This window comes from Nonomuraea sp. NPDC001699, from assembly GCF_053596455.1.
Genome location: NZ_JBSFGF010000006.1, coordinates 383,724 through 403,437 on the forward strand (window position 1 = coordinate 383,724; position 19,714 = coordinate 403,437).

At 73.0% G+C, this 19,714-nt stretch carries 20 protein-coding genes; 4 read left to right on the forward strand and 16 right to left on the reverse strand.

From position 1 onward, the window contains the following. Positions 1-13 precede the first annotated feature (13 nt). Complete coding sequence (locus tag ACWCSU_RS21075) at positions 14-889, forward strand: diacylglycerol/lipid kinase family protein (RefSeq protein ID WP_357704992.1); 876 nt, start codon at positions 14-16, stop codon at positions 887-889. On the opposite strand, the gene ACWCSU_RS21080 is transcribed toward ACWCSU_RS21075, so the two are convergent. Further along, a complete protein-coding gene (locus ACWCSU_RS21080; protein ID WP_357704995.1) occupies positions 886-2,208 on the reverse strand; it encodes an MFS transporter in 1,323 nt (440 codons plus the stop codon). The genes ACWCSU_RS21075 and ACWCSU_RS21080 overlap by 4 nt on opposite strands. A gap of 136 nt (positions 2,209-2,344) precedes the next feature. On the opposite strand from ACWCSU_RS21080, the gene ACWCSU_RS21085 reads away from it, so the two are divergent. Beyond that, entirely contained in the window at positions 2,345-3,844 is a 1,500-nt protein-coding gene (locus tag ACWCSU_RS21085) for a cobyric acid synthase (protein ID WP_364092193.1), read from the forward strand. On the opposite strand, the gene ACWCSU_RS21090 is transcribed toward ACWCSU_RS21085, so the two are convergent. From ACWCSU_RS21090 to ACWCSU_RS21120, 7 genes are all read right to left on the reverse strand, one after another. Further along, positions 3,814-4,926 carry a 1-acyl-sn-glycerol-3-phosphate acyltransferase gene (locus ACWCSU_RS21090; protein ID WP_364092195.1) on the reverse strand — a complete coding sequence of 371 codons (1,113 nt, stop codon included), beginning with the start codon at positions 4,924-4,926 and terminating at the stop codon, positions 3,814-3,816. The genes ACWCSU_RS21085 and ACWCSU_RS21090 overlap by 31 nt on opposite strands. Positions 4,927-4,966: 40 nt before the next feature. Next, on the reverse strand, positions 4,967-5,779 hold the full coding sequence (locus tag ACWCSU_RS21095) for a patatin-like phospholipase family protein (protein ID WP_357705002.1): 813 nt from the start codon (positions 5,777-5,779) through the stop codon (positions 4,967-4,969). A 58-nt stretch (positions 5,780-5,837) separates the two neighbouring features. Next, positions 5,838-6,212, reverse strand: a complete 375-nt coding sequence (locus ACWCSU_RS21100; RefSeq protein WP_449936859.1) for a hypothetical protein — start codon at positions 6,210-6,212, stop codon at positions 5,838-5,840. 158 nt (positions 6,213-6,370) lie between these two features. Beyond that, on the reverse strand, positions 6,371-6,991 hold the full coding sequence (locus ACWCSU_RS21105; RefSeq protein WP_449936860.1) for a LysE family translocator: 621 nt from the start codon (positions 6,989-6,991) through the stop codon (positions 6,371-6,373). 17 nt (positions 6,992-7,008) lie between these two features. Further along, the gene (locus ACWCSU_RS21110) at positions 7,009-7,956 is read right to left on the reverse strand and encodes a quinone oxidoreductase family protein (protein WP_449936862.1); all 948 of its coding nucleotides are present in this window, start codon (positions 7,954-7,956) and stop codon (positions 7,009-7,011) included. A gap of 138 nt (positions 7,957-8,094) precedes the next feature. Beyond that, positions 8,095-9,012, reverse strand: a complete 918-nt coding sequence (locus ACWCSU_RS21115) for a Vgb family protein (RefSeq protein ID WP_449936863.1) — start codon at positions 9,010-9,012, stop codon at positions 8,095-8,097. Beyond that, complete coding sequence (locus ACWCSU_RS21120) at positions 9,006-10,571, reverse strand: ABC-F family ATP-binding cassette domain-containing protein (protein ID WP_449937034.1); 1,566 nt, start codon at positions 10,569-10,571, stop codon at positions 9,006-9,008. Before ACWCSU_RS21120 ends, ACWCSU_RS21115 begins: the two co-directional genes overlap by 7 nt. A gap of 71 nt (positions 10,572-10,642) precedes the next feature. Here ACWCSU_RS21120 and ACWCSU_RS21125 point away from each other — a divergent pair, with 71 nt between their 5' ends. Further along, the gene (locus ACWCSU_RS21125; protein ID WP_449936865.1) at positions 10,643-11,230 is read left to right on the forward strand and encodes a TetR/AcrR family transcriptional regulator; all 588 of its coding nucleotides are present in this window, start codon (positions 10,643-10,645) and stop codon (positions 11,228-11,230) included. A gap of 141 nt (positions 11,231-11,371) precedes the next feature. Here the strand turns inward: ACWCSU_RS21125 and ACWCSU_RS21130 are convergent, their stop codons facing one another. Genes ACWCSU_RS21130 through ACWCSU_RS21165 form a run of 8 tightly spaced genes read right to left on the reverse strand, consistent with a single transcriptional unit; the run spans position 11,372 to position 18,792 of the window. Beyond that, the gene (locus ACWCSU_RS21130; RefSeq protein WP_357705018.1) at positions 11,372-11,521 is read right to left on the reverse strand and encodes a hypothetical protein; all 150 of its coding nucleotides are present in this window, start codon (positions 11,519-11,521) and stop codon (positions 11,372-11,374) included. A gap of 24 nt (positions 11,522-11,545) precedes the next feature. Then, a complete protein-coding gene (locus ACWCSU_RS21135) occupies positions 11,546-13,210 on the reverse strand; it encodes a serine/threonine-protein kinase (RefSeq protein ID WP_357705020.1) in 1,665 nt (554 codons plus the stop codon). A gap of 25 nt (positions 13,211-13,235) precedes the next feature. Further along, positions 13,236-14,180 carry a hypothetical protein gene (locus ACWCSU_RS21140; protein ID WP_449936867.1) on the reverse strand — a complete coding sequence of 315 codons (945 nt, stop codon included), beginning with the start codon at positions 14,178-14,180 and terminating at the stop codon, positions 13,236-13,238. A 54-nt stretch (positions 14,181-14,234) separates the two neighbouring features. Continuing rightward, positions 14,235-14,915, reverse strand: coding sequence for an HAD family hydrolase (locus tag ACWCSU_RS21145; RefSeq protein WP_449936870.1), 681 nt, complete (start codon positions 14,913-14,915; stop codon positions 14,235-14,237). After that, entirely contained in the window at positions 14,908-15,978 is a 1,071-nt protein-coding gene (locus ACWCSU_RS21150) for an ABC transporter ATP-binding protein (protein WP_357705026.1), read from the reverse strand. The genes ACWCSU_RS21145 and ACWCSU_RS21150 overlap by 8 nt, the downstream gene beginning before the upstream one ends. After that, positions 15,975-16,829 (reverse strand): ABC transporter permease, encoded by an 855-nt coding sequence (locus ACWCSU_RS21155; protein ID WP_357705028.1) that lies wholly within the window; start codon positions 16,827-16,829, stop codon positions 15,975-15,977. Before ACWCSU_RS21155 ends, ACWCSU_RS21150 begins: the two co-directional genes overlap by 4 nt. Continuing rightward, entirely contained in the window at positions 16,817-17,641 is an 825-nt protein-coding gene (locus ACWCSU_RS21160) for an ABC transporter permease (protein ID WP_357705030.1), read from the reverse strand. Before ACWCSU_RS21160 ends, ACWCSU_RS21155 begins: the two co-directional genes overlap by 13 nt. Beyond that, positions 17,638-18,792: an ABC transporter substrate-binding protein gene (locus tag ACWCSU_RS21165; RefSeq protein ID WP_357705032.1), complete on the reverse strand. Its 1,155-nt coding sequence runs from the start codon at positions 18,790-18,792 to the stop codon at positions 17,638-17,640. The genes ACWCSU_RS21160 and ACWCSU_RS21165 overlap by 4 nt, the downstream gene beginning before the upstream one ends. A gap of 112 nt (positions 18,793-18,904) precedes the next feature. Between ACWCSU_RS21165 and ACWCSU_RS21170 the strand changes: the two genes are divergently transcribed. Continuing rightward, on the forward strand, positions 18,905-19,663 hold the full coding sequence (locus tag ACWCSU_RS21170; RefSeq protein ID WP_449936873.1) for a GntR family transcriptional regulator: 759 nt from the start codon (positions 18,905-18,907) through the stop codon (positions 19,661-19,663). Positions 19,664-19,714: the final 51 nt, after the last annotated feature.

Here is a 19,714-nt window from a genome sequence, read left to right on the forward strand (position 1 = left end):
TAGTGCGGGAGGAGTGTCCCCCACAATCGCAGTTGTCGCACATCAGAAGAAGATCCTCGGCGCCGGGCTGGACCGGCTGCGCGTGCTGCTCACCGAGCGGGACGTCGGAGAGCTGATCTGGCACGAGGTGCCCAAGAGCAAGAAGGCGCCCAAGAAGGTGCGCAAGGCCCTGGAGGCGGGCGCGGAGCAGGTGTTCGTCTGGGGCGGTGACGGCATGGTGCAACGGTGCGCCGACGCCATGGCCGGCTCCGGCGTGCCGATGGCGATCCTGCCCGCCGGCACGGCCAACCTGTTCGCCGGCAACCTGGGCATCCCCACCGACCTGGAGGAGTCCGTACGGATCGGTTTCGAGGGCCGCCGCGCCGAGCTGGACCTCGGGCTGCTCAACGGCGAGCACTTCGCGGTCATGGCCGGCGCCGGGTTCGAGGCCGAGATGATCGCCGAGGCCGACGGCAAGGCCAAGCGGAAGTTCGGCAGGCTCAGCTACGTCAAGGCCGCCGTCCGGCACGTCGGCGGGCCCCTGGTGCCGATGAAGGTCAAGGTCGACGGGGTCACCTGGTTCGAGGGCGAGGCGAGCTGCCTGCTGCTCGGCAACGTGGGCACGATCGCCGGCGGGATCGAGGCGTTCGACGACGCCCGGCCGGACGACGGCTGGCTGGAGGTCGGGCTGTCCACGGCCAAGGGGCCGATCCAGTGGGCCAGGGTGATGGGCAAGATGGCCGCCGGACGGTCGGAGGACTCGCCGTTCGTGCGCATCACCCGGGCGCGCAAGGTGACGGCCCGGTTCGGGTCGCCGCTGACGTACGAACTGGACGGGGGCGACCGCGAGGCCACCACCAAGCTCAAAGCCGAGGTGGCCCCGGGGGCGCTGACCGTCTGCCTGCCCTAGCCCGCGCGGGCGGCGTCCATGACCCGCCCGGCGTCGCGCTCGAAGGAGGCGCGGGCGCCGAGCGTCAGGAGGCCGCCCACGATCATGGGGACGACCAGCAGGTACATGCCGCCGATCAGCGAGCCGAACCGGTCGGAGGCGATGCCGACGACGAGCGAGCCGAACGCCCCGGCCGCCGTGATCAGCAGTTGCAGCACGGCGAAGCCGAGACCGCGCGCCGCGGCCGGGACGACGTCCGCCAGGCAGGCCGTCATGTTCGGGATCGCGATCGACATCAGCGAGCAGGCCAGCAGGACCAGCGCGGTCATCGGGCCGATCGAGTCCATGGCGAGCGCCCCGGCCAGCACCGCCGCGCCCGCCGTGATGCCGCCGCCGCCGGCCAGCAGCCTGCCGCCCTTGCGGGTGCCGTGCCACCGGCGGCCCAGCCAGGAGCCGACCAGGGTGCCGGCCAGCGTTCCCGCGATGGTGATCAGGCCGCTCAGCGAGCCGGCGGCGCCGACGCCGACGCCGTACTCGCGGACCATGAGGGTGGGCAGCCAGTAGAAGATGCCGGCCAGGCCGAGGGTGAGCAGGCCCAGCCCGGCGCACACGAACAGCAGCGTCGGGATGCGGATGACCTGCCCGAACTGCTGCCAGAAGGGCGCCTTGGGCGTCGCGGGCCGGGCTGCGGGCGGCTCGACGGCGGCTCCGGCCACCATCCGGTCCAGGTCGCCGCGGCCCGGCTCGCGCAGGAACCAGCAGAGCACCGCCGTGAGCACGCCGGGCACCACCATGACCAGGAACGCGGTGCGCCACGAGTACGCCTCGGCCAGCACGCCGCCCAGCAGCGTGCCGACGCCGCCGAGATAGGTCGTGACGCGGGTCAGCCCGTACGCCTTGGCCCGGCTGACCGGCGGGTAGTAGTCGGCGAGCAGGCTGCCGGCCGCCGGGTTGTCGATGTTCTCGGCCGCCGCGAGCAGCACCCGCATCAGGTAGAACATCACGAAGCCGGTGGCCAGGCCCGACCCGAGCGTGGCGACGGCCCACAGGAGGACGACCACCGCGATGATCCGCGTACGGCTGAACCGGTCGGCGAGGAAGCCCGCGGGCAGGGAGACGATCGCGGCCGCGAGCGCCGCGGCGGTGGGGATCGAGCCCGCGGCGGTGTCGCTGAACCCCCACTCCTTCTGGACGAGCGGCAGCACCCCCGACAGCAGGTTGTACTCGATCCGGTCCACGAGTCCGACGATGAAGAGCACGACCAGCGGCGCCCAGCCGAACGGCGCCCGGGTCTGCGCGTCGATGGCGCCGGCACGCGGCGATCCCAACGTCCTGACCATGCTCACCCTTCCCGTAGGAAAATCTAGAATGCTGTTCTAGGCGAACGTTCTAGACAGAGTGGCAGAAGTCACACGATTCGTAAATGGCCGGTTTCTGGGAAATTTCGCAGTTTGGGGCTCATGTACGGTGATCTGCATGAACGCTGCGCGGCTCACCGGGGCGATGCTGGTCGCCGGCACCACCTCCGACGCGGGCAAGAGCGTGGTGACCGCCGGGATCTGCCGCTGGCTGGCCCGTCAGGGCGTGCGCGTGGCGCCCTTCAAGGCCCAGAACATGTCGCTGAACTCCTACGTCACCGCCGGCGGCGCCGAGATCGGCCGCGCCCAGGCCATGCAGGCCCAGGCCGCCGGGCTCGAACCGGTCGCCGACATGAACCCCGTCCTGCTGAAGCCGGGCAGCGACCGCCGCAGCCAGGTCGTGCTCCTGGGCGAGCCCGTCGCCGACGTGGACGCCATGGAGTACGGCGCGCTGAAGGACCTCCTGCGGACCACCGCCCTGGCCTCCCTGGAACGGCTGCGCGCCCGGTACGACGTGGTGATCTGCGAGGGCGCCGGCAGCCCCGCCGAGATCAACCTGCGCCGCGGCGACATCGCCAACATGGGCCTGGCCAGGGCCGCCGGACTGCCCGTCGTCGTGGTCGGCGACATCGACAGGGGTGGCGTGTTCGCCGCCTTCCACGGCACGGTCGCGCTGCTGGACGCGGCCGACCAGGCCCTCGTCTCCGGCTTCGTCGTGAACAAGTTCCGGGGCGCCCGTGAGCTGCTCGAACCCGGCCTCGACATGCTCAGGAAGCTCACCGGCCGGTCGGTGTACGGCGTGCTGCCCTGGCTCGACGGCCTCTGGCTGGACGTCGAGGACTCCCTCGCGCTGGACTCCCGCCGGGTCGCGACCGGCCGGCCACTGGGCAGGCAGACGTTGCGCGTGGCGGTCGTCCGGCTGCCGCGCATCTCGAACTTCACCGACCTGGACGCGCTGGCCGCCGAGCCCGGTGTGGTGGTGCGCTTCGTGACCGACCCGGTCGAGCTGGACGACGCCGACCTGGTGGTGCTGCCGGGCTCGCGGGCCACGGTCGAGGACCTGGCCTGGCTGCGGCGTACCGGCCTGGCCGATGCCCTCCTCGCCCGGCGCGGGCCCGTCCTGGGGATCTGCGGCGGGTTCCAGATGCTCGGCCGGGAGATCGTGGACGAGGTGGAGTCGCGGGCGGGCCGGGTGGACGGGCTCGGGCTGCTGCCCGTGCGGGTCGAGTTCGCGCCGGACAAGCGGCTCGGACGGCCCGTCGGGCGGGCCTACGGGGAGCCGGTCAGCGCGTACGAGATCCACCACGGCCGGGCGACGGTCGAGGGCGGCGAACCCTTCCTGGACGGCTGCCGCGCCGGCGACGTGTGGGGCACCACCTGGCACGGCGCCCTGGAGAACGACGCCTTCCGGCGGGCGTTCCTGGCCGACGTCGCCGACCGGGCCGGGCGCGCCTTCGTCCCCGCCCCGGACACCGACTTCGCCCGTCTGCGCGAGGCCCGCCTCGACGCCCTGGGCGACCTGATCGAGGAGAACCTCGACACCGACGCCCTGCTGGGCCTGCTGCGCGACGGCCCCGCCCCGGTCCCCTACCTGCCGCCGGGCGCCCCCTCGCCCTGATCCGGCACCACTTCCTGATCCGGTGGCGCCTCCTGATCCCGGGCCGTTTCCCGGTCCGGCGGCGTTTCCCCGTCCCGCGTGGAACGCTGGGCGGTGATCCAGGCGTCGATCTCCTCCCAGTGGGAGTACAGCCAGCGGACCTGGCTCTCCCGGTCCCGGGGCACCTCAGCCGCCGGCACCCGCCACCACTTGGCCGTGATCCGCGCCGCGTACGGCAGCCTGCGCCACACGTCGCCGATCGTGACGAGGTCGTCCAGGCCGGTGTGGGCGACGAAGATCACGTCGGCCTCCGGGCAGGCGGTGATCGCGGCGATGGCGCCGTTCGGCCGGGGCGGCAGCAGATGGTCCATGCCGCGTGCCCGTTCCGCCTCCTCGGCCAGCCCCTTCTCCTCCAGCCGCCGGATCGCCAGCCGCCGCCGGCGTGGGGTGAAGTTGCCGCCCTCCGGGAAGATCACCAGCGCGTCGTGGTCGTCCATGGTCGTCGCCAGCCGCCGGATCTCCGCGACCACCCGTTCGCGGCCGGACCGGCGCGGCACGAAGGCGTTCGGCAGCCGGTTGACCACGACGTCGAGCGAGGGGTCGTACTGGAGGGCGGCCTTCATGACGATCCGGGGGCGGCGTTCGTACCGGGACAGCAGGAGATAGATCAGCAGGAAGGAGTCGCCCGGCCCGGCGTGCCGGGAGAGCACCACGACCGGGCGGCTCAGCCGGGCGGCGCGCTCCTGCGGGGTCGGCGGCGGCTCCTCGACGACCAGGGTCAGCCTGAAGATCCGCACGGCCACCGCGTAGACCTTCGACAGGAACCAGCGGATCAGCGCGTAGTGCCGCTCCTGGCGCCGGGCCCGTCCGAACGCCCCCGACAGCCACAGCCCGAGGCAGGCGATGAGCACCGCCGACTCCAGCGTCAGCCAGGCCGCCCCGAACCAGACGAACCGCAGCCCCCTGCGCTGCGGCGGCGGCAGCCGCAAGGAGGCCCCGAACGTGACCAGGAGCCACAACGGCAGCGTCACCAGCACGAGCACGGTGACCACGATCACGAGCGGCGCGAGGATGATCCGGCGCACGATCCGCGGCGGGAGCATCGGCGGCCTCCCTTGGGTCAGCCTCCCTGAGGTTGGGTCTTCATCCTCCTATTGTCCGCAGATACCGAGAAGAAGCCTCGTACGCCCGGTCGATGTAGGTGGAGATCTGGGACAGGTCCCGGTAGCGCAACGGCGACAGCGGCTCACCGACCCCGGCAGGCAGCACGTGCACCTCCACCCCCGGCGGCAACGTTGCCATCTCCTCGGCGAACCGGTAGCGCCGCGCGATCTCGAACGCCACCATCCCCACCTCCCAGAACCGCCGGGGCGCGGTCAGCGGCCGCTCGATCCGGCCGACGTGCAGCACGTAGACCCGCCTGGCCCCGAGCTGCACGGCCCGGCCGACGGGGATGCTGTGCACCAGCCCGCCGTCGAAGAAGTGCTCCCCGTCGATCTTCACGGGCGGCAGCAGCCCCGGCACCGCGCACGACGCCAGCACCGCCTCCACCAGCGGCCCGCTGGTGAACCAGTGGGCCGCGGCCCGCTCGACCGAGGCCGCCACGCACTGGAACGGCACCGCGAGCTCCTCGATCAGCTCCGTGCGCACCGTCCCGGCCAGCACGTCCCGCAGGGGGCCGTTGGGGTGCAGGTGGGTGCCGGTCCTGGCCAGCGTGGACAGCCGGGCCACCCACGACCCGGCGAACGCCGTGCGCACGATGTCGGACCGCCACAGCGAGGTCAGCCGGTCGACCGCCCGCGCCGGGTCGGCGGCGATGAGCGCGCCGTTGAGCGCGCCCACCGACGTGCCGACGACCAGGTCGGGCTGGACGCCGAAGTCGTCGAGCGCCTGAAGCATGCCCACCTCGTGAGCACCGAGCACGCCACCGCCACCGAGCACGAACGCTGTCTTCACGCACCTCACCCTGCCCCATTTCCCGGCGCAGTGTCCTGGAAGGGAACCGGCGGCGACCCTAGCGGACGCGGGCGCAGGTGGCGGGCACGTACCCCTTTGTGACCACGAGGCCGATCTCGTCGCGCGTGGGTTTGATGTTGACCTGGTACCAGTTGTAACCACTGGCCCCGCATTTGGGGGTGTACCCGTTGCTGCCGTTGCCTCTGAGGAACTGGCAGGAGGTGAGGACGCTGCCGGTCTTGCGTGTCTGCAGCACCTGCCCGTTGTTGAAGGCGAACTCGCGCACGCCCACGTTGGACCCCGTGATGACGATCTGGCGGCAGGCGGCGGCCGCGGGGGCCTGGCTCTGCGCCTGGGCGCTCGCGGGAACGGCCGCGAGGACGAACGCGGCGGCGAGCACCGACGCGCCGACGGTGGTGCGGGTGGTGAACATTTCGCTCCTTGTCCCGGAAGGAATTGCTTGTGTGGGGACGTACGGGAGCGAATGCGAAATGAGTTCAAAGATTTGCGAGAGATATAAGGAAAGTCCGGTTTCTGGAAACTGCTGTTTCTGGAAACGTCCGGAAAGCGGCTGTCGGATCGGCCCCGGGGTCAGTCGTGAAGGGCCAGCCGGAGCCCGAACCCGACGATGACCACGCCGGTCACCCGGTCGAGGACCCGCCGTACGCGGGCCGACCGCAGGACGTCGCTCATCAGCGAGGCGAACCCGATCAGCACCGTGCTCCACAGCAGCCCTTCGGCCGCGTGCACCCCGGCCAGCAGCAGCCCCATCGCCGCGTGCGGCGCCCCGGCCGGGATGAAGTGCGGCAACATCGCCACGTAGAACGCCCCGACCTTGGGGTTGAGCAGGTTGGTGAGCAGCCCGCGCCGGAACCCCTTCCCGAACCCGAACGCGTGCTGCCCGTCCTCCTCCTCGCCGGCCCGCGCCTTGGCGAGGAGCATGCGCACCCCCATCCACACCAGGTACGCCGCCCCCGCCCAGCGCAGGACGTCGTAGGCCGGCCGCGAGGCCGCCAGCAGCGCCGACAGCCCCGCCGCGGTGAGCACGCCCCAGACGAGCGTGCCGAGCTGGATGCCCAGCACCACTCCCCAGGCGGCACGCCGGCCCACGAGCAGCGACGTGCGCAGGGTGAGAGCCGTGTCGAGCCCCGGCGTGATCGTCAGGAGCGCGACGACGGCAGCGAAGGACCAAACTGCCGCATTGATGTCCACAAGGGGTGAGCGTAGCGCTAGGGAATCAACAGCAACTTTCCGGTCGTACGCCGGGCGGCCAGGTCCTCGTGCGCCCGGCCCGCCTCGGCCAGCGGGTAGCGCTCGGACACGTTGATCCTGAGCTGCCCGGAGGAGATCCAGCCGAACAGGTCGGCGGCCCGCCAGAGCAGTTCCTCCCGCTCCGCGACGTAGTGGACGAGCGTGGGCCTGGTCAGGAAGAGCGAGCCGCCGCGGTTGAGCACCTGGGGGTCGATCGGCGGGACCGGGCCGCTGGCCGCGCCGTAGAGGGCCATGAGGCCGCGCGGACGCAGCGCCTCCAGACCGCCGTCGAACGTGGTCTTGCCCACGCCGTCGTAGACCACGTGGATCCGGCCGCGCAACGCCTCGGCGAAGTCGTCGTAGTGCAGCACCTCGTCGGCGCCCGCCTCGCGGGCCAGCTTCTCCTTCTCCGGCGTGGAGACCGTGCTGTAGACCTTGGCGCCGCGCAGCTTGGCGAGCTGGATCAGCAACTGGCCCATGCCGCCGGCCCCGGCGTGCACCAGGACCTGGTGGCCCTCCTTGACCTCGTACGTCGAGTGGGTGAGGTAGTGGGCGGTCATGCCCTGGAGCATCGCCGCCGCCGCCACCTCGGCGGACACGCCGTCGGGCACCGGCACCAACCGGTCGGCCGGCACCACGGCCTTGTCCGCGTAGCTCCCCATCACGCCGGCCCAGGCCACGGTGTCGCCGACGGCCAACTCGTGCACCCCCGGGCCGACGGCCGAGACCACGCCCGCCCCCTCGGACCCGATCGGGCTCGGCAGGGAGAGCGGGTAGGCGCCGGAACGGTGGTAGATGTCGATGAAGTTGACCCCGCTGGCCGCGACGTCGACCACGACCTCCCCGTCGCCCGGCACCGGATCGGGACGCTCGACGTACTCGAGAACCTCTGGACCGCCCTGGGCGGAGACGATGATGGCATGCATCCCCCCAGTCAACTCCGCCCCGCCCTCCCACCGCCACCCTGACCCACCAAACCGCGCCCCGCCGCACCCCCGCCGCGCCTCTCCGCGGCCCGCGCCGCGCCGCGCGCCCGCCAGTTGCGGCGCGTCGCTACGGGCGGTTCACCGGGGTGCCGAGTCGGGGGTGGGCGTGACGCGGGCCAGGGCGCCGGCCTCCAAAGCCACCCAGATCGCTCCGTCGGGCCCGACCGTCAGCCCGTGCGGCTCGCTGCCCTCGGCGGGGCTCGGGGCGCCCTCTCCGGCGGACGCGGACGGCGGCACCGAGGGCAGCGGGTGCTCCTCGATCGTGCCGTCGACCGTGATGCGGCCGAGCCGCCCGGTGGCCCACTCGGTGAACCAGAGCGCGCCGTCGGGACCGGCCACGATGGCGTGCGGACGGCAGGCGCGATCGGGCAACGGGAACTCGGTGATCTTCCCGGCCGGATCGATCCGGCCGACCTGCCCGGCGCCGATCTCCACGAACCACACCGCGCCGTCCGGCCCCAGCGTGATGCCCACGGGGGCGGCCCCCTCGGTCGGCAGCGGATGCACGCTGACCTCCCCGGACAACGAGATCCGGCCGACGGCGTGGCCCTGGTTGATCGTGAACCAGAGCGCGTCGTCGCTGCCCACCGTGATGAAGGCGGGCATCCCGCCCTCCACCGGCACGTCGAAGTCGGACCGCTCGCCCGCGCCGCCGATGCGCCCGATGCGCCCGCTGCCCATCTGGGTGAACCACATCGCCCCGTCGGGCCCGGCGACGATCCCGTACGGCGAGTCGGCCGCGTACGCGGTGACCTGGCCGTCGCCGGTGATGCGGCAGACCCGGCCGCCCTTGCCCTCGGTGAACCACATCGCGCCGTCGTGGCCGGGCACGATCACGCCGGGCTGCCCGTCGGCCGGGTCGAGCCGGTGGATCACCGGCTCGCGCCCCGGCACCAGCCTGCCGACGCGGCCCTGGTGCACGAGCGTGAACCAGAGCGCGCCGTCGGCGGCGGTGGCCACGCCGTAGGGCGCGCCTTCGGGAATCATGGTCAACATACGTGTCCCCCTGTCAGTCGGATCTCGGTGCCTGAGAAATGCCGTCTCAGCGCGCGGTCGTGGGTGATCATGACCACCGCCCCGGGGTAGGCGGCGAGCGCGTGGTCGAGCTCGTCGGCCAGGGTCGGCGACAGGTGGTTGGTCGGCTCGTCGAGCAGCAGCAGGTCGTGTTCCCGGATCAGCAGCCTGGCCAGCGACAGCCGGCGCCGCTGGCCGACCGAGAGCGCGCCCACCTTCTGGCCGAGCACGTGCGGCGGGAAGAGGCCGGTGTCCAGCAGGGCCGCGCGACGCTCGTCGGCGTAGCCGTCGTGGCCGAGCGCGGCCGGCACGGGCAGGCCGGGGTCGAAGTCGTCGTCCTGGGGGAGGTGGCCGGCCCGGCACGCGGCGCGCTCGGCCATGATCCGCAACAGCGTCGACTTGCCCGCGCCGTTGGGCCCGCTCACCAGCACCCGCTCGCCCGGCCGGACGGTCAGCGACTCGACGTGGAGCCGGTCGCCGACGTGGACGTCGCGCAGCTCCACCAGGGGCCGGGGCGTGCCGGGACCGTCGCCCGCCGGGGCGGGACCGCGGAAGGCGGCCCGGAAGCGGAGCGGGGCCGGCGGACGCGGGACCGGGTCCTCCTCCAGGCGGCGCAGGCGCTCGTGGGCGTTGCGCACCCGGGCCGCCACCGAGCTCTGGACGCGGCCCGCGTTGCGGTCGTAGGCCATCTTGTTGTTGTCCTTCATGGCCCGCCCGGCCGCCACGCGGTGAGCGGTGGTGGCGGCGTGCTCGCGCACCTGCCGGACCTCCTCGCGCCAGGCCGCGTACGCCTGCTCCCACCGCGCCCGCGCCGCCGCCTTGGCGGCCAGGAAGCCGGTGTGGCCGCCGCCGAAGCGGGTGACGACCCCCTCCTCGACCTCCAGGACGGCGGTGGCCACCCGGTCGAGGAAGATCCGGTCGTGCGAGACCACGACGACCGGCCCCCGGTGCCCGCGCAGCCGCTCTTCGAGCCAGGTCAGCGCGGGCTCGTCGAGGTGGTTGGTCGGCTCGTCGAGCAGCAGCGTGGCGGGGTCGGCGGCCAGCACGCAGGCCAGCCCCAGCCGGGCGCGCTCGCCGCCCGACAGGCTCGACAGCACCCGGTCGCGGGTGACGTGGGCCAGGCCGAGGCCGTGGAAGGCCCTGTCGATGCGCGCGTCGGCCTCGTAGCCGCCGCGGGCCTCGTAGGCGGTCAGCAGCTCGCCGTATTCGTCCATGACGTCGTCGGTGAGCGACGACTCCAGCTCGCGCAGCCGCCGCTCCATGGCCCGCAGGCCGGCCAGCGCGTGGTCGACCGCCTGCCGGACGGTGTGGCCGGGCGGCAGGCCGAGGGTCTGGCCGAGGTGGCCGACGTCGCCGGTGACGGTGATCTCGCCGTCGTCGGGCCGCTCGACGCCCGCCAGCAGCCTGAGCAGCGTGGACTTGCCGGAGCCGTTCTCGCCGACGACGGCCACGCGCTCGCCGGGCCCCACGGACAGGGACACCTCGGTGAGCACGGCGCGGTCGCCGTACGACTTGCTGAGCTTGCGGACGTTGATCAGGATGGAACTCCAATCGCAACTGTTGTAGCTTTAGTTTGGCACAGGTCGAGCCGTAAAAGCAACTGGAGTAGTTTTTGGAGACGAGCAGGCGTCCGGGAGGGCGCAGCGCGCGGGTACGCGACGCCGTGCGCCAGGCGACCCTGGCCGAGCTGGCCGCCCACGGGTTCCGCGGCCTGACGGTCGAGAACGTGGCCGAGCGGTCGGGCGTGCACAAGACCACCGTCTACCGGCGGTGGGGCAGCGTGGAGGGCCTGATCTCCGACGCTTTGCAGCTGGCCAAGGACGAGCCGTGGCCGATCCCCGACACCGGCAGCGTCGAGGGCGACCTGCGGGGGGTCGTCCAGCTCGTCCGCAGCGGGTTCGCCGACCCGGAGATGGGGCCGGTGTCGTCGGCGTTCGTGGCGGCGGCCGTCCAGGACCCGCAGGCGGCGCGGGCCCTGCACGAGTTCTTCGCCGCGCGGCACGACCAGTCGGCCGAGGTGGTCCGGCGGGCGATCGCCCGCGGCGAGCTGCCCGACGTCGTCGACGTGCGGGAGGTGATCAGGGTGGCCGTCGCCCCGGTCTACTACCGGCTGTTCGTGGCGCACGAGCCGGTGAGCGAGCGGGACGCCGACCGCGCCGCCGACGCCGCCCTGGCGGCCGCCCGCGCCGGGGTCCTCTGAGCGTCCCCGATCAGCGGCGGCGACCGGTCAGCGTCCGGTCAGCGGCGGCGACCGGTCAGCGTCCGGTCGGCGGCGGCGGGCGGCAGGGCCCGTCAGTGGCTGAGGCCGGAGGGGCCGGTCAGCGGCGGGCGGAGAGGGCCGTCAGTGTGGGCGGGTGCGGAATCGGTTCAGGAAGCGCCGGGCCTTCTCCTGGTTCTGCGGGTCGCGGGCCATGCGCTTGGCCTTCTCCACGTTCTGCCTGCCTTCAGGGCTGCGCAGGTACGCGCGCACCCGGTCCATGAGCTTCGCCATCCGCATCCCCTACCCCGATGGCCGTCATGAACGCGGGCCCGCCTGGGGTTCCTTCTGCCCCCGCAGCTCGAAGTCGTCGAAGGTCAGCTTCAGCGACGACTCGCTGTCCTTGGGCGTACGCGCGAACAGCCCGACGTGCCCGTTGCCGAGCCCGTTGGGGTCGTCGGCCTGCGCCACCCGCTTGTCGTTCACCCACATCGTCAGCCGCACCGCCGCGCCGCGCTGCTCGCACGAGGCCACGATGCGCACGCGTCCCTCCGGCTTGGCCACCTTGGCGGGCTGGGTCAGCGTGCCGCCCGCGCCGTCGTACACGCGGCGGATCCGCGCGTTCCCCTGGAGGTCGAGGCCGAACTCGTAGTAGGTGTCGTCGTCGTCGGAGTCGTGGCAGTAGACGCCGTACTCGCCGTTGCCCGCGGACTCCCGGATCTCGGCGGTGACGCCGACGACCACCGACGACGGCAACATCGGCGTGGGCGTGGCCGAGGGGTCGGGCGTGGTCGTGGGCGTGGCGACGAGGAAGGGGATCGGGGCCTTGGCCCGCTGCTCCTCGCGGCCGTCCGCCACGTCAAGCCCGTACGTGCCGTCCGTGCGGTAGCCCTTGCTGCCCGTGGTGGTGGGGTCGTACGTGCCGAGCCAGCCGCCGGAGGTCTGCGTGAAGTCCTCGCGGTACAGGACGCCCAGGTCGTCGGGGGGCCCGCCCGGGGTGAGCATCGCCCAGGCGGCCACCGAGCCCGCCACTAGCACCGCCGCGGCGGCCGCGCCGATTCCGAGCAGCCTGCCGCGCCGCTTCGCCGCCGTTCCGGCCGCCGTGTTGGCCGGGGGCGCGACCTCGGTGAACGGCGTGGTGGCCTGCTGCCAGGCCACCTGCACGGTGTGTGCCGCCTGCGCGGGCGCCGCCGAGCGGCCCACGAGGTGGTCGAGGAGCTGCTGCGCGGTGGGCCGCATGGCCGGGTCCTTGCGCAGCGCGGCCCCGACCAGCTCGCGGAGGCCGGGGTCGACGTCGTCAAGGCCGGGCTCGGTGTTGAGCACCTGGTAGACGATGGCGGGCAGCGTGTCGCCGCCGAACGGCGCCCGTCCGCTCGCCGCGAACGCGATCAGGCAGCCCCACGAGAACACGTCGCAGGCGGGCGAGACCGGCTCGCCGCGCAGCACCTCGGGCGCCATGTACCGGGGCGTGCCGACCAGCTCGCCGGTGCCGGTGACGCCGCCCAGCGTGTCGAGCGCCCGCGCGATGCCGAAGTCGATCACGCGCGGCCCGACGGGGGACAGCAGCACGTTCGACGGCTTGAGGTCGCGGTGGACCACCCCGGCGCCGTGGATGGCGGTGAGCGCGGTGGCCACGCCGACGGCCAGGGCGTCGAGGCTGGACCCGCGCAGCGGCCCCGACCGGCGTACGGCCTCCTCCAGGTTGGGGCCGGGCACGTACTCGGTGACGACGTAGAGCAGGTCGCCGTCGAGCGCGGCCTCGATCACCGCGGCGGTGCAGAACCTGCGTACGCGGCGAGCGGCGTCGGCCTCCCGGCGGAAGCGCATCCTGAACTGCTCGTGCTGGCTGAGTTCCGGATTGATCACCTTGATGGCGACCTGCTGCCCGGCCGGGTCCTCGGCGAGGTGGACGGTGCCCATGCCGCCTCGCCCGAGCACGCTCAGCAGCCGGTAGCGCCCGATCTGGGATATATCACCGCTCACGGCGGGTCAGCTTACCGATTGACGGCTATCCGCCGCAGATCTCGCAGGCGGTACGCGTACGCCGCGCGTACGACCAGGCCGCCACGGCCATCCCGGCGCCCCACACCACGTACCCGGGCACGGCCACCCAGAAGAACGCCTCGGGCAGGTCGCCCCCGGAGAACGGCACGCCCCCGCCGAGCCGTTCGGCGGCCATCTGCCCCAGCGCCACCCCGAAGTAGGCCAGCAGCCCGCCGGACACCCCTGCGCCCGGCCACAGCACCAGCCGGCGCGGCACCGGACGCCCGGCCAGCCACGGCACCCATCGCGGCCACACCCGCCCGAACCGGTGGACGAGCGCCAGCGGCAGCAGTGTCCCGGCCAGCAGGAACTCCACCTCGAACGCCGCCGCCCCGGCCCGGTACGGCACAGCGTCGAACCCCACGGCCGCCTGCGCCGCGATCCGCGCCAGGCAACCGGCCACGGACACGTAGGCCGCCGCGAAGGCCCACCCCGGCGTTCGGCCGAGCGCCCTGGCCGCACGCGGCCCGCGCCCGCACGCCTCGCAGGTCGCCGCGGCCCGCCGCCGGTAGGCCGCGGCCGACCGCCAGAGCAGCACCCCCGAGCCCACGCAGGCCGCCTTGCTGAGCGCCCCCGTCCACGAGAACGGGATGCCGAGCCCGGGGACGACCGCGGACACCACGTCGAGCAGCAGCAGCGCCCCCGACACGATGAGCGCGCCGCCCACCGCCCACGCCAGCGCCGGCGGCGCCCACCCGAGCGGGCCGTCCGGGCGCACGGTCATCATGACCACCAGCGCCGCCGCGGCCGCCGCGCACAGGCCCACCGCCGCCCAGCCGGTGAACACGATCAGATCGGGACCGATCGGCGACATCCGCGCCGGCATGTGGCCGAGCTCCCAATAGACGCGCAGGCCGCCGTAGAGGACCACCAGCGCGAGCGCCACGACGGGCGTCCTGACAATGCTCATGAACGGCATCCTGCCGACGGCCGCGGGCCCGTCCCTCCCCTGTGGGAGGCGTGCTCATCCCCCGTGCGGGGGAGCGCCGAGCAGCGCGGCCCGCACCCGGGCCAGCCCGTGTGCGGGGTCCACCACCAGCACGCGGCAGCCGGCGGCCGTGGCCGCGGCCACGCCCGCCGGGCTGTCCTCGACGGCCACGCACCGCGCCGGGGCCACCCGCAGCCTGCGGGCCGCCTCCAGGTACGGGTCCGGGTGCGGCTTGCCGCGGGCGGTGTCCCCGTCGGTGATCACCAGGTCGAACGCGTGCCCGAGCCGGGGCAGCACCAGCTCCGCGATGCTCCGGGGGGAGGCGGTCACCAGAGCGGTCGGCACGGCGGCCGCGGCCAGGCCGGCCAGCAGCTCCGGCGCCCCCGGCAGGACCGTCAGCCCCTCCCTGACACGCTCGGCGAACGCCTCGGTGAGCGCCTCCGCCACCTCGCCAGAGGATCCGGCGCCGGTCCCGTCCACCAGGTACGCGGCCGTGTCGCCCACCGTGCGGCCCGCCACGTGCGGCGCGTCGTCCGCCGTCAGCGAGCGCCCCAGCGACCGGGCCACCGCCGCCACGGCCTGCCACCAGAGCCCCTCGGTGTCCACCAGCGTGCCGTCCATGTCGAACAGGACAGCGTCGAACAGCACGGCGTCGAACAGGACAGCGTCGGCAGGGACGGCATCAACCTGGACCGCGTCGGGCAGCGCCTCAGGCATCGGCCGACAACACCGGCGCGGGCGCCGTGACCGTACGGGCGGCCACCAGCACCGGCCGCTCCACCAGCCGGACCGTGACCCGGGCCCCCGCGCCCAGCCGGGCCGCCTCGTGCCCCGGGACGTCGGCCAGCACCTCGCCGCCCTCCAGCGACAGCCGCAGCCGCACCGAGGCCCCCCGGAAGGACGCCGCCAGCACCTCGGCCCGCCCGTCGGGGTCGGGCGTGACCCGTACGGCCTCGGGGCGGATCAGCACGTCCACGTCGGGCTCGGCGGGCACCGGGCCGTCCACGGGAAGGAGCTGGCCGAACACGGTCACGCCGTCGCCGGAGAGCCGCCCGGCCAGGTGGTTCATGGCCCCGACGAACTCGGCGACGAACGGCGTGGCCGGACGGTCGTAGACCTCGGCGGGCGGCCCGCACTGCTCCAGCCGCCCCTCGCGCAGCACCGCGACCCGGTCGGCGATCGACAGGGCCTCCTCCTGGTCGTGGGTGACGAAGACGGTGGTGATGCCGAGGTCGAGCTGCAGGCGGCGGATCTCCTCGCGCAGCGTCACGCGCACCTTGGCGTCGAGGGCCGACAGCGGCTCGTCCAGCAGCAGCACGCGCGGTTCGAGCGCGAGCGCGCGGGCCAGGGCGACGCGCTGCTGCTGGCCGCCGGACAGCTCGTGCGGGAAGCGGTCGGCGTGCGTGGGGAGCCCGACGAGTTCGAGCAGTTCGGCGGCCCTGGCGTGCCGGACGGCCGCGGGCGCCTTGCGTACGCGCAGGCCGAAGGCCACGTTGTCGCGGGCGTTGAGGTTGGGGAAGAGCGAGTACGACTGGAAGACCATGCCGGCGTCGCGCTTGTTGGCCGGCACGTTCGTGATGTCCTTGCCGTCCAGCAGCACCGCGCCGGAGTCGGGCCGCTCGAACCCGGCCACGCAGCGCAGCGCCGTCGTCTTGCCGCAGCCCGAGGGCCCGAGCAGGGCCACGAACTCGCCGGGGGCGATGGTCAGGTCGAACCCGTCGAGCGCGACCGTCCTGCCGAACACCCGGCGCAGCCCGCGGAACTCCACCTGAGCGGTCATGATTTCTTCCTTCCACTGAAGACGGTGGAGACGGCGAGCAGCAACGCCCAGATGAGCAGCAGGCTGAGGATGGAGACCGCGACGGAGAGCTGCCCCTTGGAACCGGAGACGGTCACGATCCACACCGCGAACGGCTCGTACCCGAGCAGGCTGGCCACCGTGTACTCGCCGAGCACCAGCGCGAGCGTCAGGAACGACGCGCTGGCCAGGGCCGAGCGCAGGTTCGGCACCACGACCCGCAGCAGCACGTGCGGCCAGGACGCGCCCAGGTTCCGCGCGGCCTCGACCAGCGTGCGCACGTCCATGGTGCGCAGCCCGGCGTCCAGCGAGCGGTAGACGAACGGCAGCACCAGCACGACGTACGCGAGCACCAGCACGACGGGGAACCCCGGGTCCTGGATCGCGATCAGCGTGCCCCAGAACGGCGTCGGCGCCAGCAGATCGGCCCCGTCACGCAGCGAGGTCGTCAGCCCGGCCACGAACGTGATCGGCGGCACCACCAGCGGCAGCGTGCACAGCACCTCCATCACCGGCCGCAGCCGCGGCGCGAACAGCCGTACGGCCAGCATCGCCGGCAGCGCCAGCAGCAGGACCAGCACGATCGTCGCGGCGGCCAGCGACAGCGACATCAGCAGCGAGCGGGCGAAGCCCTCGGCCGTCAGCAGCTCGCCGTAGGCGGAGAACGACACCCCGGTGGCGGGGTTGTGGATCGTGTACCAGAGCGAGGCCCCGAGCGGGATCAGGAAGTAGGCCGCGGCCAGGGCGAACACCAGGCCGCGCCACCAGCGGGGCCGTGCGGGCGGTTTCGCCGCCGCCGCGGCGACGGGCTCCAGCCCGGTCAGCGCAGCCATCGGGAGCTCCTCCTCTGCAGCGGCAGGTAGATCGCCATCACCAGGCCGGCCACCACGATCATGTCGAGGCTGAGCGCCAGCGCGATGTTCTCGTAGCCGACCAGCACGTCACCGGTCAGCGCGCTGGCGATCTTCAGGGTGACCAGCGGCACGACGGTGCCCACCATGGCGTTGGCGGTCGCGTACGCCGAGAACGCCGACCCGAACAGCAGCACCACCCCGCCCAGCATCGCGGGCGCGAGCACCGGCAGCGCGACGAAGCGCCAGTAGTGCCAGGCGGTCGCGCCGCTGTTGGCCGCGGCCTCGCGCCACTGGGGCTTCAGCCCGTCCAGCGCGGGCGCCATGACCAGCACCATCAGCGGGATCGCGAAGTACAGGTAGACGATCGCCAGCCCCCAGAACGTGTACAGCGACCCCGACGGCAGCCCCACCAGGCCGCTGATCACGCCCGAGTTGCCCAGCGTGGCGATCCAGAAGAACGCCAGCGGCACCCCGCCGAAGTTGGCCAGCACGCCCGAGGCGGTCAGCACGGCCTCGCGCAGCAGCGTGAAGCGCGAGGTCACCACGGCGTAGGCGAGGAACGTGCCGAGGACGGCCCCGGCCAGCGCCACCACGGCCGACAGCTTGACGCTCCCGGCCATGGCGACGAGATAGCCGCCCTGGAGGCTCTGCGCGAGGTTGGCCAGGCTCGGCCGTCCCTGCGCGGTGAAGGCCCCCGCCACCAGCGCGACCGCCGGGACGCCGAAGACGAGGGCGAAGAAGGCCAGCAGGGGCAGGGCTCCCGCCCAGCCCCTGGAACGCGAGCGGGTCATCCCGAGATCGCGGCGTCCCAGCCGCTGGCCAGCTTGGCCTTGGCCGCGTCGACCTGCTCGGGCGTGGGGAACTCGGGCGTGCCCTCGACCTGGGGCAGCTTCTCGGCCAGCGCCTTGTCCACCGTGCCGTCGGAGGTCATGGACGGCAGCAGCACCGGACGGGCGAAGCCCTTGAGGTAGAGGTTCTGGCCCTCGGCGCTGTACAGGTACTCCTGCCACAGCCTGGCCGCCGCCGGGTGCGGGGCGTCCTTGTTGACGGCCTGGGCGTACATCTGGAAGTACTTGCCGTCGGTCGGCACGTTCACCTTCCAGTCGAGGCCCTTGGCGGACATCTGGGGGGCGTAGGCGGCGTTGTTGTAGTCCCAGTCGATGCTGATCTGGGTCTCGCCCTTCTCGATGGTCGCCGGGGTCGTCTCGACCGGGTTGTAGTTGCCGGCGTCCTTGAGCTTCTTGAAGAAGTCGATGCCGGGCTGGATGTCGTCGAAGGAGCCGCCGCTCGCGATCGCGGCGGCGTACACGCCGGCGAAGGCCGAGCCGGACTTGGTCGGGTTGCCGTTCATCGCGACCTTGCCCTTGTACTCGGGCTTGAGCAGGTCGGCGTAGCTGGTCGGGCAGTTGGCGATCTTCTTGGCGTCGCAGCCGATCGAGACGTAGCCGCCGTAGTCGTTGGTCCAGAGCCCGGTCGGCTCCTTCTGGCCCTCGGGGATCTTGTCGAACGCCTGCACCTTGTACGGCGCGAACAGCCCTTCCTTGGCGCCGCTGATGGCGAACGACTGGCCGAGGTCGAGCACGTCGGGGGCGCGGTCCTGGCCCTTGCGGGTCTTGACGGCGTTGATCTCGTCCGCGCTGGCCGCGTCGGGCGTCTCGCTCTCGATCTTGATGCCGTACTTGGCCTCGAACGACTTGATGATCTCGCCGTAGTTGGCCCAGTCGGGCGGCAGCGCGATGACGTGGAGGTTGCCCTCCTTCTTGGCGGCCTCGACGAGCTTGTCGAAGCCGCCGAAGTCGGCGGCCGAGGCGGCGGTCGCCGCGTTCGCCCCGCCTTCGGCCGTCTTGGTGGTCTGCTGGCTGCTCGGGGCGGCGCCACACGCCGCGGTGACAACGGTAAGGGCCGCGATGACGCCGGCCGTACGGGCGCGAGGTGTGAACACGTCGCCTCCACTCTCCGGGGGGTGTGGAAAGAACCTAAGGGAACTTGTACAAACAAGCGAGCACCAGTAAGTCGCATAAACATTGCTCTTTCATGAATGGAGAGGGTCGCGAATGGTTGCGCGCTATGAACGGATAGCCGCTGAGCTGCGTGATGACATCCTCGCGGGCGCGTACCCGGTCGGCTCCCAGCTCCCGAGCGAGGCCGAGCTGGCCACCCGCCACCGGGCGGCGCGCGGGACCGTACGGCAGGCGGTGGCCGTGCTGGTCGCCGAGGGGCTGGTGGGGTCGCGGCAGGGCGCCAGGCGCATCGTGCTCGGCAACGCGCGCAGCCAGAGCTTCGCCGAGCTGCACAGCTTCGCCCAGTGGGCCAGGGCCAACGGCTACCGCATCGGCGGTCAGGTGGTCTCCCAGCGCCGCCGGTCCGCCACCGCGCCCGAGTCCGCCAGGCTCGGCGCGGGCGAGGATGGGGGCGAGGTGCTGGAGGTGCTGCGCCTGCGCTCGCTGGAGGGCGAGCCCGTCCTCGTCGAGCGGACCGTCTACGCCGGCTGGGTGGCCCCCGCCGTCGAGGCGCTCCCCGCCGACTGCGCGTCCGTCACCGAGGCCCTGTACGACTCCATCGGCCTGATCTTCGCCTACGGCGAGCACCTCATCGACGCCGTGCCCGCCGGGGCCGAGGACGCCCGGCTGCTGGGTGTGCGGCGCGGCAGCCCGCTCCTGCGCCAGCGCCGCGTCACCACCACCCACGAGGGCCGGCCGGTGGAGTCCTCCGACGACAGGTACCGGGCGGGCAGCGTCACCTTCAGCATCCGCAACTCGATCGGCGCCAACCCCCTGACAAGACGGGCGGGTGACTTGCGCTTCGGGCCGTAAGAACATATGTTCGATACATAAGCACGCCCGTCTTCCCCCGGGTGGCTCAGC

Excerpts from the sequence above, each read along its gene's own strand:
- ACWCSU_RS21080 (WP_357704995.1), bottom strand. The coding sequence starts at position 2,208 with ATGGTCAGGACGTTGGGATCGCCGCGTGCCGGCGCCATCGACGCGCAG.
- ACWCSU_RS21085 (WP_364092193.1), top strand. The coding sequence starts at position 2,345 with ATGAACGCTGCGCGGCTCACCGGGGCGATGCTGGTCGCCGGCACCACC.
- ACWCSU_RS21090 (WP_364092195.1), bottom strand. The coding sequence starts at position 4,926 with ATGCTCCCGCCGCGGATCGTGCGCCGGATCATCCTCGCGCCGCTCGTG.
- ACWCSU_RS21100 (WP_449936859.1), bottom strand. The coding sequence starts at position 6,212 with ATGTTCACCACCCGCACCACCGTCGGCGCGTCGGTGCTCGCCGCCGCG.
- ACWCSU_RS21110 (WP_449936862.1), bottom strand. The coding sequence starts at position 7,956 with ATGCATGCCATCATCGTCTCCGCCCAGGGCGGTCCAGAGGTTCTCGAG.
- ACWCSU_RS21115 (WP_449936863.1), bottom strand. The coding sequence starts at position 9,012 with ATGTTGACCATGATTCCCGAAGGCGCGCCCTACGGCGTGGCCACCGCC.
- ACWCSU_RS21130 (WP_357705018.1), bottom strand. The coding sequence starts at position 11,521 with ATGGCGAAGCTCATGGACCGGGTGCGCGCGTACCTGCGCAGCCCTGAA.
- ACWCSU_RS21140 (WP_449936867.1), bottom strand. The coding sequence starts at position 14,180 with ATGAGCATTGTCAGGACGCCCGTCGTGGCGCTCGCGCTGGTGGTCCTC.
- ACWCSU_RS21145 (WP_449936870.1), bottom strand. The coding sequence starts at position 14,915 with ATGCCTGAGGCGCTGCCCGACGCGGTCCAGGTTGATGCCGTCCCTGCC.
- ACWCSU_RS21150 (WP_357705026.1), bottom strand. The coding sequence starts at position 15,978 with ATGACCGCTCAGGTGGAGTTCCGCGGGCTGCGCCGGGTGTTCGGCAGG.
- ACWCSU_RS21155 (WP_357705028.1), bottom strand. The coding sequence starts at position 16,829 with ATGGCTGCGCTGACCGGGCTGGAGCCCGTCGCCGCGGCGGCGGCGAAA.
- ACWCSU_RS21160 (WP_357705030.1), bottom strand. The coding sequence starts at position 17,641 with ATGACCCGCTCGCGTTCCAGGGGCTGGGCGGGAGCCCTGCCCCTGCTG.
- ACWCSU_RS21170 (WP_449936873.1), top strand. The coding sequence starts at position 18,905 with ATGGTTGCGCGCTATGAACGGATAGCCGCTGAGCTGCGTGATGACATC.